This window comes from Burkholderia paludis, assembly GCF_000732615.1.
In the GTDB taxonomy this organism is placed as follows: Bacteria; Pseudomonadota; Gammaproteobacteria; order Burkholderiales; family Burkholderiaceae; genus Burkholderia; species Burkholderia paludis.
In genome coordinates this window covers 45,872-58,661 of sequence record NZ_JPGL01000065.1, presented here as the reverse complement: position 1 = coordinate 58,661, position 12,790 = coordinate 45,872, and the positions used below count along the sequence as shown (strand labels likewise).

At 69.8% G+C, this 12,790-nt stretch carries 10 protein-coding genes; 3 read left to right on the top strand and 7 right to left on the bottom strand.

The features are described from left to right. The first annotated feature begins 55 nt into the window (after window positions 1-55). Together mhpA and GQ56_RS0131335 are read left to right on the top strand one after the other, a co-directional pair. Window positions 56-1,693 (top strand): bifunctional 3-(3-hydroxy-phenyl)propionate/3-hydroxycinnamic acid hydroxylase MhpA, encoded by a 1,638-nt coding sequence (mhpA, locus tag GQ56_RS0131340; RefSeq protein WP_031402412.1) that lies wholly within the window; start codon window positions 56-58, stop codon window positions 1,691-1,693. A 13-nt stretch (window positions 1,694-1,706) separates the two neighbouring features. Further along, entirely contained in the window at window positions 1,707-2,774 is a 1,068-nt protein-coding gene (locus tag GQ56_RS0131335; RefSeq protein WP_031402411.1) for an alpha/beta hydrolase family protein, read from the top strand. Window positions 2,775-2,796: 22 nt separating this feature from the next. Here the strand turns inward: GQ56_RS0131335 and GQ56_RS0131330 are convergent, their stop codons facing one another. Both GQ56_RS0131330 and GQ56_RS0131325 read right to left on the bottom strand, forming a co-directional pair. After that, window positions 2,797-3,246 (bottom strand): nuclear transport factor 2 family protein, encoded by a 450-nt coding sequence (locus tag GQ56_RS0131330; protein WP_031402410.1) that lies wholly within the window; start codon window positions 3,244-3,246, stop codon window positions 2,797-2,799. A 43-nt stretch (window positions 3,247-3,289) separates the two neighbouring features. Further along, a complete protein-coding gene (locus GQ56_RS0131325; RefSeq protein WP_031402409.1) occupies window positions 3,290-5,314 on the bottom strand; it encodes an NADPH-dependent 2,4-dienoyl-CoA reductase in 2,025 nt (674 codons plus the stop codon). Window positions 5,315-5,465: 151 nt separating this feature from the next. Between GQ56_RS0131325 and GQ56_RS0131320 the strand changes: the two genes are divergently transcribed. After that, window positions 5,466-6,002, top strand: coding sequence for a PadR family transcriptional regulator (locus GQ56_RS0131320; RefSeq protein ID WP_031402408.1), 537 nt, complete (start codon window positions 5,466-5,468; stop codon window positions 6,000-6,002). Between the two features lie 42 nt (window positions 6,003-6,044). On the opposite strand, the gene GQ56_RS0131315 is transcribed toward GQ56_RS0131320, so the two are convergent. The 5 genes from GQ56_RS0131315 to GQ56_RS0131295 all read right to left on the bottom strand — a co-directional run bounded on the left by GQ56_RS0131315 (window position 6,045) and on the right by GQ56_RS0131295 (window position 12,738). Continuing rightward, the gene (locus GQ56_RS0131315; protein WP_031402407.1) at window positions 6,045-7,025 is read right to left on the bottom strand and encodes an NADPH:quinone oxidoreductase family protein; all 981 of its coding nucleotides are present in this window, start codon (window positions 7,023-7,025) and stop codon (window positions 6,045-6,047) included. Window positions 7,026-7,176: 151 nt separating this feature from the next. Then, window positions 7,177-9,006: an acyl-CoA dehydrogenase gene (locus GQ56_RS0131310; protein ID WP_031402406.1), complete on the bottom strand. Its 1,830-nt coding sequence runs from the start codon at window positions 9,004-9,006 to the stop codon at window positions 7,177-7,179. Window positions 9,007-9,115: 109 nt separating this feature from the next. Beyond that, window positions 9,116-9,883, bottom strand: coding sequence for a class II aldolase/adducin family protein (locus GQ56_RS0131305; RefSeq protein WP_031402405.1), 768 nt, complete (start codon window positions 9,881-9,883; stop codon window positions 9,116-9,118). A gap of 72 nt (window positions 9,884-9,955) precedes the next feature. After that, complete coding sequence (locus GQ56_RS0131300) at window positions 9,956-12,280, bottom strand: xanthine dehydrogenase family protein molybdopterin-binding subunit (protein WP_031402404.1); 2,325 nt, start codon at window positions 12,278-12,280, stop codon at window positions 9,956-9,958. Beyond that, window positions 12,277-12,738, bottom strand: coding sequence for a (2Fe-2S)-binding protein (locus GQ56_RS0131295; protein ID WP_031402403.1), 462 nt, complete (start codon window positions 12,736-12,738; stop codon window positions 12,277-12,279). Before GQ56_RS0131295 ends, GQ56_RS0131300 begins: the two co-directional genes overlap by 4 nt. Window positions 12,739-12,790: the final 52 nt, after the last annotated feature.

The following is a 12,790-nucleotide window of genomic DNA, read 5'->3' as shown; positions in this document are numbered from 1 at the left end:
GCTGACCCCGACGCACCCCACCCCAAAAAACGAACCCATCATGGAGACAACCCACATGAATTCCGCCCCGAGCGCCCACTGTGACGGCAACGTCGAACCCTGCGACGTCGCCATCGTCGGCTACGGCCCGACCGGCCTCGTCGCCGCCTCGATGCTGGGCCGCGCCGGCCATCGCGTGATCGTGCTCGAGCGCTGGCCGACGCCCTACGGCCTGCCGCGCCTCACGCACATCGACGGTGAAACCGCGCGCATCGTGCAGGCCAGCGCCGACGTCGATCACGCGCTGCGCCACGCGAAGGCCGTCGACACCTACCACTACCGCGACGCGAACGGCGACCTGCTGCTGGAACTGAACTGGACCGGCCGCGCGTGCGGCTACCCCGCCCATATCTCGATCTACCAGCCCGACATCGAGGATGCGATCGACGCACGCGCCAGCACCTTCGGGAACGTGACGATCCTGCGCGGCTGGGAAGTCGAGACGCTGCAGCAGGACGACGACGGCGTGACGCTCACCGCCCACCCGTGGCGCGGCGGTCAGGACGCGCAATGGACCGGCCAGCCGCGCACCATTCGCGCGCGCTACGTGATCGGCGCGGACGGCGCGAACAGCTTCGTGCGCCGCACGCTCGGCATCGAACGCTCCGATTTCGGCTACAACGAGCGCTGGCTCAACCTCGATTCGGAGAACCGGCGCGAGCTCGGCGACGCCTGCTCGCGCACGACGATCTACTGCGATCCGGCCCGCGCGTACATGCACATGCCGATCGGCACGAAGCGCACGCGTTTCGAGCTGCGCGTGCTGCCGAACGAATCGACGGCCGACTGGGAAACCGAAGCAGCCGGCTGGAAGTGGCTCCACGATCACTACGGCTACGGGCCGGACGACCTGACGCTGCTGCGCCACGTCGTCTACACGTTCGAGACGCGCATGGCCGAACGCTGGCGCGTCGGCCGCGTGCTGCTCGCGGGCGACGCCGCGCACACGATGATGCCGTACATGGGACAAGGCGCGTGCTCCGGCATGCGCGACGGCATCAACCTCGGATGGAAGCTCGACCTGGTGCTGAGCGGGCGCGCGTCCGCCGACCTGCTCGACAGCTACGAGGCCGAGCGGCGCCCGCACGTGACCGCGATCACGCAGATGTCGCTGTTTCTCGGGCAGGTCGTCAACGAGGACGATCCGCGCAAGGTGGCGGAACGCGACGCGGCGTTCCGCAGCGGCACCATGCCGCCGATGCCGCCGTTCCCGAAGATCGCCCACGGCATCGTCCATGCCGAATCCGACGGCACGCTGCTGCCGGCGACCGGCGCACCGGCTCCGCAAGGGCGCGCACGGCGCGGCGCGGCCGAGGGCCGCTTCGACGACGTCGTCGGCCAGGGGTTCCAGCTCGTCACGCGCGAGCATCCGTCCCGCCATCTCGACGACGCGCAACGCGCGTTCCTCGCCCGGCTCGGCTGCCACGTGGCCGTGCTGGCCGACGACGTATGCGCGCCGGACGCGGTGGTCGATCTCGACGGCGAACAGCACGCGTTCATGAACGCGCACGGCATCGCCGCGTATCTCCGGCGCCCCGATTTCATCGTGTTCGGTTCGGTGGCCGACCTGCGCGACCTCGGTGCGCTCGTCGATGCGCTGCGCGACACACTGCACTGGTCCGCGGCTTCGGCGGACGTCACCCATGCCTCATGAAGGAGATTTACGCATGACGACCGAACTGTCACCGTTCGCGCTGTCGCTGCAGCGCGCGATGCCCGTCACGCGCCTGCTCGATTGCGGGATGGACTACGCGGACGCGATCGCGCTGCACGCACGCACGTCGGCCGGCGAACCGTGGGACGTCGCGGCCGAAGCGCTGGCCGACGCGCAACTCAGGCGCGCCGCGCAGGCGGCAGATGCCGGCCACCTGGTCACGGCCGCCGACGCGCAGGCGATGGCCATCGCGAACCTGCTGTTCGCGCAGATGGCGTTCAACCACGACGAACCGCGCAAGCGCGCGCTCTATGCGCGGCTCGTCGACGCGTCGCACGGCCTCGCGCGCTGGTCGGACAAGCGGATCGAACGGGTCGAAGTCCCGTTCGGCGACGCGCACCTGATCGGCTGGCTGGTGCGACCGCCGACCGAACGCGTGCGCGGCACCGTGATCGTGTTCGGCGGCCAGAGCGGATGGGGCTTCGCGTACTGGCCGATCGCGCGCGCGCTCGCCGCGCGCGGCATCGCCACGCTGCTTGCCGAAGGGCCCGGCCAGGGCGAGACGCGGCTCGAACAGCGGATCTTCGTGGACGTCGACGTGCGCGCCGCCTACCAGCGCTTCGTCGATCATCTGGCCGGCCGCGCGGCCGGGCCGATCGGCATCTGGGGCAACAGCATCGGCGGCTTGTGGGCGGCGTCGACCGCCGCCGGCGACCGGCGGATCGCGGCCTGTTGCGTGAACGGCGCGCTGGCCGCGCCGACGCTGCTGCCGTTCCGCACGTTCGTCGAACAGGCGGCGGCGATGCTTGGCAACGACGATCCCGAAGCGGTCGCGGCGAACTTCGCGCGCATGCGCTTCTCGCCCGAACACGATCGCATCGCGTGTCCGCTGCTGGTCCTGCACGGCGGTGCGGATCCGCTGATCCGGCTCGACGACCAGCAGCCGTTCCTCGACGCCGCGACGTCCGGCGATGCGACGCTGAAGGTCTGGCCGGACGGCGAGCATACGATCTACAACCACGCGTCCGAGCGCACCGCGTTCGTGTGCGACTGGTTCGTCGAGCGGCTGGCGCGCGCGTGACGCGACGCGGCGGCGGGCCGCGCTACTGCGCGCCGCCGCCGACCTTGAACGCCGGCAACTGCTGCCCGAGGCGCGCGCCCATCGCCGCGCCGAGCGCCTGCAGCGCATTGAACGGCCGGATCATCACCTCGAATTCGACGATCCGCCCGTCGTCGTCGAAGCGGATCATGTCGATCCCCTTCAACGCCTTGTCGCCGACCGACGCGCTGAACTCCAGCACGACGTTGCGGCCGTCGTCGGTGACGAACTGGCGGTGATACGTGAAATGCTCGAGGATCGTGATCACCGTGCGCAGCGCCATCAGCAGCGCGGGCGCCGGGCCGTACGGCCCGAACGCCATCGGCGAGCGGAACACGGCGTCCGGGTGAACGATCGATTCCAGCGCGCCGAAGTCCTTGCGCTCGATCATCGCATGCCACGCGTCGAGCGATTTCGCGACGGCGGGTTGAAGGTGCTGCGGTGAATGCGTCATCGAAGTCTCCTGTCTCGTCGGACGGAAAAACACCGGATCGGTGTCAGAGGGTCGCGGCAAGCGTCGTGCCCTGGTGGATCGCGCGCTTCGCGTCGAGTTCCGCCGCTTCGTACGCACCGCCGATCACGTGGACCTTGCGCCCGGCGGCCTCGAGCTGCACCGCCAGTTCGCGCAGCGGCTCCTGCCCCGCGCAGATCACGACGTGGTCCACCGGCAGCGTCTGCTCGACGCCGTCGATCGTCACGTGGAAGCCGTCGTCGTCGATGCGCCCGTACGTGACCGACGACGACATCCCGACGCCGCGCGCCTTCAGCGCCGTGCGATGGATCCATCCGGTGGTCTTGCCGAGCCCGTCGCCGACCTTCGACGCCTTGCGCTGCAGCAGATGCACGCGCCGCGCCGCCGGTTCGGGCCGCGCCCGGCCCAGGCCGCCGGCGTTCGCATACGACGGATCGACGCCCCACTCGGCAAAAAACTGCTGCGCGTCGGCACGCTCGCCGTCGCCGCGATGAACGAGGTATTCCGCGACGTCGAAGCCGATTCCGCCGGCGCCGACGATCGCGACGTCGTCGCCCACCGCCTTGCCGTCGCGCAGCACGTCGAGATAGCCGAGCGCCTTCGGATGCCCGATGCCGTCGATCGGCGGCGTGCGCGGCACGATGCCCGTGGCGATCACCACTTCGTCGAACCCGCCCTGCAGCAGCGTCCCGGCGGTCGCGCGCGTGTTCACGTGCAGCGTGATGCCGCGCAGTTCGATCTGCCGGCGGAAATAGCGCAGCGTTTCGTTGAACTCTTCCTTGCCCGGCACTTTCTTCGCGATGTTGAACTGGCCGCCGATCTCGGCGGCGGCTTCGTACAGCGTCACCGCATGGCCGCGCTCGGCCGCCGTGACCGCGAAGCCGAGGCCCGCCGGCCCCGCGCCGACCACCGCGATCCGCTTGCGCTGCTGCGCGGGCCGAATCACCAGCTCGGTTTCGTGGCAGGCGCGCGGATTCACGAGGCAGGACGTGATCCGGCCGCTGAACGTATGGTCGAGGCACGCCTGATTGCAGCCGATGCACGTGTTGATTTCGTCCGCGCGCCCTTCCCGCGCCTTGCGGACGAATTCGGCATCGGCGAGGAACGGCCGCGCCATCGACACCATGTCGCAATCGCCGTCGGCGAGCAGCCGCTCGGCGACTTCCGGGGTATTGATCCGGTTGGTCGCGACGAGCGGGATGCCGACCTTGCCCTTCAGTTGCCGCGTCACCCATGCGTATGCGGCGCGCGGCACCTTGGTCGCGATCGTCGGGATGCGCGCTTCGTGCCAGCCGATGCCGGTATTGAGGATCGTCGCGCCGGCCGCCTCGATCGCCTGCGCGAGCCGGATCACCTCGGCCAGCGTCGAGCCGCCTTCGACGAGGTCGAGCATCGACAGCCGGTAGATGACGATGAAGTTCGCGCCGACGCGCTCGCGCACCCGCCGCACGATCTCGACCGCGAAGCGGATGCGGTGCTCGTAGGCGCCGCCCCACGCGTCGTCGCGATGGTTCGTGCGCGCGGCGATGAATTCGTTGATCAGGTAGCCTTCCGAGCCCATGATCTCGACGCCGTCGTAACCCGCGTGCTGCGCCAGCGCCGCGCATCGGACGAAATCGGCGATCGTCTCGTCGACTTCATCGCCGCTCAACGCATGCGGCGTGAACGGGTTGATCGGCGCCTTCAGCGCACTGGGCGCGACGAGCGCCGGATGATACGCATAGCGCCCGAAGTGCAGGATCTGCAGCGCGATCCTGCCACCTTCCGCATGCACCGCGCGCGTCACGACGCGATGGCGCTCGGCTTCCGCCTCGGTCGTCAGCATCGCGCCGCCCGGCGCCGGACGGCCGCGCTCGTTCGGCGCGAAGCCGCCCGTGACGATCAGGCCGGCCTCGCCGCGCGCGCGCTCCGCGTAAAACGCCGCCATCCGCTCGAAGCCGTTCGGCGCCTCCTCGAGGCCGACGTGCATCGACCCCATCAAGACGCGGTTCCTGAGCGACGTGAAACCGAGTTCGAGCGGGGTCGTCAAATGCGGATAGCGGGCAGTCATGGGGCGTCTCCATTTTTTATGCAACAAGTTGCACGGATGGTAGCTCGCCGCATTTGTTTATGCAACATGTTGCATAAACAGGCTTGCGCGTTTGCGCCGCGACCGCGATATGGCAAGATGCGGGGCATTGCGCTGCCGCCTCCGATCCGACATGTCCTTGCCCCACGCCCTTCTCACCGCGCTCGCCGAACGCCCCGGCTCGGGGTCCGAGCTTGCCGATCGCTTCGACCGCTCGATCGGCTATTTCTGGCAGGCGACCCATCAGCAGATCTATCGCGAACTGGGCCGCCTGGAGGAAACGGGCTGGATCGAATCGCTGCCAGCCGAATCGGGGCGCGGCCGCAAACGCGCGTACCGGATCCTGCCGGCCGGCAAGAAGGAGTTGCGGCGCTGGATCGCCGAACAGGAAGATCCGACGCCGCTGCGCGAAGCGTTGATGGTGCGTCTGCGGGCGGAAGCGGTGCTCGGCCCGGCCGGCCTTGAGGACGAGATCAGGCGACGCATCGCCCTTCATCAGGAGAAACTCGATCTGTACCTGCAGATCGAGGCGCGCGATTTTTCGGCGGAGGCCGATTCGCGCGCGAAGCGCCTTCAGCACCTCGTGTTGCAGGCCGGCATCGCGAACGAGCGCTTCTGGGTCGAGTTTTCGCAGCACGCGCTCGACACGCTGCGTCTGCCGAAGGATTGAACCTGCGTCGGGCATGCGTCGGCGGCCCGACGCACGCCCGGATCACGCACCGGGCAGGATCACCACCTTGCCCTTCACCTGCCGGTTCGCCATGCGCGCGATCGCGTCGGCCGCACCGGCCAGCGCCACCCGCTCGGTGATCGCGGGACGCACCTTGCCCGCCGCGAACCATTCGGCAAGCTGGCGCATGTTCGCGGCATGCTGCGCGGGATCGCGCCGCACCGCGTCGCCCCAGAACACGCCGAGGATGTCGCGCTCCTTGAGCAGCGCGAGGTTCAGCGCGATCTTCGGGATCTCCCCGGCCGCGAAGCCGACCACCAGGAACCGGCCGCGCCACGCGGTCGCACGCAACGCCGCTTCGCTATAGGCCCCGCCCACCGGATCGTAGACGACGTCGGCGCCGCGCCCGCCGGTCAGTTCGTCCACGCGGCGGCGCAGGTCCTCGGTCGCATAGTCGATCGTGTCGTCGGCGCCCGCTTCGCGGCACAGCGCCAGCTTGTCCGCGCTCGACGCCGCCGCGATCACGCGCGCGCTGAGCGCCTTCGCGATCTCGATCGCCGCGATCCCGACACCGCCCGCCGCGCCCAGCACGAGCAGCGTCTCGCCGGCCTGCAGCCGCGCGCGCTGCTGCAACGCGTGCAGCGACGTACCGTATGCGAGCACGAGCGCCGAGCCCTGCTCGAACGTCATGCCCGGCGGCAGCGCGGCGATCTGGCGCGCGTCGGCCACGCACTGCTCCGCGAACCCGCCGTGCCCGGTAAACGCGACCACGGCATCGCCCGGCCGCCACGCGGTCACGCCTTCGCCGATCGCGTCGATCACGCCGGCAAATTCGGCGCCGGGTGCGAACGGCAGCGCCGGCTTCACCTGATACAGCCCCTGGACGATCAACGCGTCGGGGAAATTGAGCGACGCCGCCTTCACCTGGATCCGGACCTGGCCGGCGGCCGGTTCGGGAAGCGGCACGTCCTCGATGCGCAGGCTGTCGATCGGGCCGAATGCGTTACACAACAGGGCTTTCATGCGTTTCCGTCTCCTTGCCCGGCCTCGCCGGGCATCGATGATGTGGCCTGCGGATCAACCGCGCGCGGCCGGTTCACGACAAGTACGCGATACCGCCGGAAGCGGCAGCGGCGAACTGCTTCCGCATTCCCGGGGATTGGCGATGCGACGTTCAGAACCACGCGTCGCGCATCTCGAGCGTCGTCGTGTCGACGCTCGACAGCAGATCGAGCTGCGCGTCCACCTTCGGCAGTTCCCAGCGGAAGAAATAGCGGGCCGCCGCACGCTTGCCGTCGTGGAAATCGCCGTCGTGCCCATGCGCGGCGAGCGTCACGTCGAGCCACAGCCAGGCGACGACGAGATGGCCGAACGCTTCCAGATAGACGCTCGCGTTCGCGAGCCGCGCCGGCGGCTCGTCGATCGCGCCCAACTGCCGCGTGACGTCGCCCAGCCGCGCCCAACGCCGCGCCAGCGCATCGGCAAACTCGCGCGTGCCGGCATCCGGCGCCCGCGCGCGTTCAACGGTCGCCTCGATTCGCGCATCGAGCGCGCGCAGCAGCGCGCCATCGTCCTGCGCGACCTTGCGGCCCAGCAGGTCGAGCGCCTGGATCCCGTGCGTGCCTTCGTGAATCGGATTCAGGCGGTTGTCGCGGTAGAGCCGCTCGACCGCGTAGTCGCGCGTATAGCCGTAGCCGCCGTGCACCTGGATCGCGAGGTCGTTCGCGGCGAGACACCACTGCGACGGCCAGCTTTTCGCGATCGGCGTCAGGATGTCGAGCAGGCGCCCGGCATCGGCGCGCACCTCCGGGTCTTCATGCGCACGGACCTCGTCGACCCGCTTCGCGCAATACAGGATCAGTGCGAGACCGCCCTCGACGTAGGACTTCTGCGCGAGCAGCATGCGACGCACGTCGGGATGCGCGACGATCGGCGCCTGCGGCGCCGCCGCATCCTTGCCGGCCGGCCCGAGCGGACGCCCCTGGGGCCGGTTGCGCGCGTAGTCGAGCGCATGCAGATAACCGGTGTAGCCGAGCGCCACCGCGCCCGCGCCGACCCCGATGCGCGCCTCGTTCATCATGTGGAACATGTACGCGAGGCCGTGGTTCGGCTTGCCGATCAGATAGCCGATCGCGCCTGCCCGCCCTTCCGGACGGTGGCGCGTGCCTTCGCCGAAGTTCAGCAGGCAGTTGGTCGTGCCGCGATAGCCCATCTTGTGGTTCAGCCCGGCGAGCACCACGTCGTTGTGCTCGCCCCGCGCGCCTTCGCTGGCGCCCGGCAGGTACTTGGGCACGATGAACAGCGAGATGCCGCGCGTACCGGGCTGCAAGCGGCCGTGTTCGTCGGGAATCTTCGCGAGCACGAGATGGACGATGTTCTCGGACAGCTCGTGCTCGCCGCCCGAAATCCACATCTTGTTGCCGGTCAGCCGATAGCGCGGGCCGAGCGGCGAGTCGCATTCGAAATCCGCGCGCGTCGCGATGTCGGACAGCGACGAGCCGGCTTGCGGCTCGGACAGGCACATCGTGCCGAAAAAGCGCCCTTCCAGCTCCGGGCGGGCGAACGCATCGATCTGCGCGCGGCTGCCATGCGCGACGAGCAGGTTCGCGTTGGCGGCGCTCAGGAACGGATACGCGGCCGTCGCGATGTTCGCGGCCTGGAAGTACAGGAACGACGCGGCTTCGACGAGCTTCGGCAACCGCATGCCGCCGAGCGCCTCGTCATGGCCCGCGGCGATCAGCCCGGCGTCCGCGAAGGCCCGCACCGCCGGTGCGACCTCCGGGATCAGCGTCACGCGTTCGCCGTCGAAATGCGGCTCCTCGCGATCGCCGCGCGCCGCATGCGGCGCGAACAGCGCCTCCGCCATCCGCTCGCTGGTGTCGAGCACCGCGTCGAAAGTCTCCCGACCGTGCTCCGCGTAACGCGGCAGCGCGGCGAGCGCTTCGGCGTCGAGCCAGTCATACAGCAGGAACGCGAGATCGCGTCGCGACATCAACAAGCTCATCGTGCTGCCTCCCGGGGTGCCGGCTTCGTCAGCCGAATGAAGGGTTGCGTGACTGCCTATGCCGGCACGAATTTAGCACGGTCGTTCGCAAACGACAACGACGGTCGAGCTAGTCGGCGTAGCCGGGATGATGCCGGTCGAGCCGGCGCAGCAGTCCGGGCCAGACGAGCGCGCCGGCCCCCATCCCGCGCGTGACCGCGGCGATCTGCTGCCGGATGCCGTCGAGAATCGGCTGCGCGATCGGCCGCAGCGCCGAGCCGCCGGCCTGCGCGCGGACCTGGATCATGCAGGCCGCTTCGAAGAAGTACATCGCGACGAACGCGTCGGCCGGCGTCGCGCCGACGGTCAGCAGCCCGTGGTTGCGCAGCATCAGGTTGGTGTTGCCGCCGAGGTCGCGCACGAGGCGCGCTTTCTCGTCCTCGTTGAGCGCGATGCCTTCGTAGTCGTGGTAGCCGAGCGACGCCAGCACGCCGAGCGACTGCTGCGACAGCGGCAGCAAGCCCGCGTCCTGCGCCGACACGGCGACGCCGTTGATCGAATGCGTATGCATCACGCACAGCGCGTCGTCGCGCGCCGCATGGACCGCGCTGTGAATGGTGAAGCCGGCCGGGTTGATCTCGTACGGCGATTCCGACACCTTGCGCCCGTCGAGATCGACCTTCACCAGCGACGACGCCGTGATCTCGTCGAACATCATGCCGTACGGGTTGATCAGGAAATGATGTTCCGGGCCGGGCACGCGCGCGGAGATATGGGTGAACACCAGATCGTCCCAGCCGAACATCGCGGTGAGGCGATAGGCGGCCGCCAGATTGACCCGTGCATTCCATTCGGCGGGGGAAACCGACTGCTTCACACTGACATCGGATAAGGCCACGTCACGCTCCTTGTTCGGGGGTTGATGCGGGCCGGGCCGCACGATGCGGACCGGCGTGGCGCCTATTGTGCGTCAACTCGCCTGCGGCTTCGCGAGTTGACCGCCCACCGGCAGCGTGCGGATGCGCGTGCCGGTGGCCGCGAAAATCGCGTTGGTCAGCGCCGGCGCGACGGGCGGCAGGCCCGGTTCGCCCACGCCGCCGAGCGGCGCCGCGAAATCGTCCGGCGCGACGAGATGCACGCGGATCTCGCGCGGCGCCTCGTTCATTCTCAGCACCTGGAAGCCGTTGAAGTTGCCCTGCTCCGGATGGCCGTCCTTGAACGTGATCTCGCCGTGCAGCGCAATGCCGAGCCCCATCACGACGGCGCCCTCGAGCTGCGAGCGGACGCGTTCCGGATTGACCTGCGGCCCGCAGTCGATCGCGATGTCGACGCGCGGCACCGCGATCCTGCCGTCCGCATCGACCTGCACCTCGCACACCGCCGCCGTGTACGACACGAAGCTGCGATGCGCGGCGATCCCGAGCCCGTGCCCCTTCGGCAGCTTGCGCCCCCAGCCGGCTTCGCGCGCGACCGTCTCGACCACCCGCCGCAACCGCCCGGTATCGACCGGATACAGCGCCGGGTCCTCGCCGTAGTTCACGTTCTTCACCGTGATGTGCGGCTCGAAGCGCCGCGCGGGCCCGATCAGTTCGAGCAGGAAATCCTTCGGATCGCGGCCGGCCGCGTGCGCCAGCTCCGACACGAAGCTCTGGATCCCGAACGCGTGCGGGATGTTGTAGACCGAGCGGAACCAGCCGATCCGCGTGTGCGCTTCCACGGCCGGGTTCTCGATCCGTACGTTCGGAATCGCGAACGGCAGGTCCGCGATCCCTTGCGCGAGTTCGCCGGGCTGCTCGTGCACGACACCCGCGCGGAACGTCGACTGGATCGACGGCGCGACCGTGCGATGCTGCCACGCGACCACCTTCCCCGCCGCATCGATCCCGCCGTCGAACGCTTCGAGCGACACCGCATGGAAATAGTCGTGCGCGATGTCGTCCTCGCGCGTGAAGGTCAGCTTCACGGGCGCGCCGACCGCCTTCGACAGCAGCGCGGCTTCCACCACGTAGTCGGGCTTCGACTTGCGGCCGAAACCGCCGCCGAGCAGCGTCACGTTGACCGTCACGTGCTCCGCCGGCAACGCGAGCGCCTTCGCGACCTCGTCGTGCGTGGTTTGCGGCGCCTGCGTGCAGGTCCACACCTCGCAGCGGCCGTCGGCCACGCGCGCGACGGCCGCCGGCGGCTCCATCGTCGCGTGCGCGAGATGCGGGATGTAGTACGTCGCGCGCACGCGCGTCGCGGCGCCGGCGAGCGCCGCCGCCGCGTCGCCGTCGTTGCGGATCACGTCGCCCGGCTGCGCGGCCGCGGCTTCGAGCGTCTTGCGATACGCGGCCGAATCGTAGGTCGCGTGGGGCCCGCGCCGCCAGTCCACCTTCAGTTGCGCGCGCGCCTGGATCGCCGTCCACGTATCGCGCGCGACGACGGCCACGCCGCCGAGCGGCTGGAAGCCGGACGGCAGCGGCGTCGACGCGAGCTGCACGACCTTGACGACGCCCGGCAGCTTTTCGGCGGCCGACGCATCGAAGGAGGCCACCGTGTCGCCGTAGGCCGGCGGCCGCGCGACGACCGCGTACAGCATGCCGTCGACCCGCGTGTCGATTCCGTAGCGCGCGCGGCCGCCCACGATGTCGCGCCCGTCGATCAGCGCCGTCCTGCCCTTGCCGATGTAGCGGAATTCGGCGGGCGCCTTCAGCGCGACGGTCCGGGTATCCGGCACCGGCAACGCGGCCGCTTTCGCCGCGAGCGCGCCGAAGCCGAGCGCGCGCCCGCCCTGCGTGTCGACGACTTCGTGCACCGTCGCCTTGACCCGCGCCACGTCGACACCCCATTCGATTGCCGCGGCCTGTTCGAGCATCGTGCGCGCGGCCGCACCGGCGCGGCGCAGCGCCGCGAAGCTCTGGCGCAGGCTGCGCGACCCGTCGGTATTCTGGTTGCCGTAGCGCGGCTCGTCGCCGACGGCCTGCTCGACCTTCACGCGCGCCCAGTCCGCGCCCAGTTCGTCGGCCACCACCAGCGCGACGCTCGTCCGCACGCCCTGCCCCATCTCCGAGCGGATGCAGGTGACGGTGACGGTCCCGTCGGGCGCGATCGCGACGAACAGGTGCGGATCGTCGCGCAACCCGTGCGGCATCCCGGCGCCGCCGTACTGCGGATTCGCGCTGACGGGCGGCTGCACCGGCGCGGCCGCGCGCGCGAGCGACGGCACGCCGAACGCGAGCAGCAGCCCGCCGGAAGCGAAGCCGAGCAGCAGCGCGCGCCGGCTTTCGTTGTGAACGGAGAGGTCTGACGCGCTCATGCGGCACCTCCGCGCCGCACCGCCAGCCGGATCGCAGCACGGATGCGCGTGTAGGTGCCGCAGCGGCAGATGTTGCCGGACATCGCATCGTCGATGTCGGCATCGCTCGGATGGGGATTCGTCTTCAGCAGCGACGCGGCCTGCATGATCTGCCCGGACTGGCAGTAGCCGCACTGCGCGACGTTCAGTTCCTGCCACGCCTGCTGCAGCGGGTGCGTCAGGTCGGCCGACAGGCCCTCGATCGTCGTCACGCGCTTGCCGGACGCCGCCACGACGGGCGTGATGCACGAGCGGATCGCGACGCCGTCGAGATGCACGGTACACGCGCCGCACAGCGCCATGCCGCAGCCGAACTTCGTGCCCGTGTGGCCGAGGACATCGCGCAGATACCAGAGCAGCGGCATGTCGGGATTGCCGTCGAAGTGCTGCTCGCTGCCGTTGACGGTCAGCGTGATCATCGTTCACCTCCTGGTCGAGGCGCCCGCGTCGCACAACGGGCGCCGTGTGGGG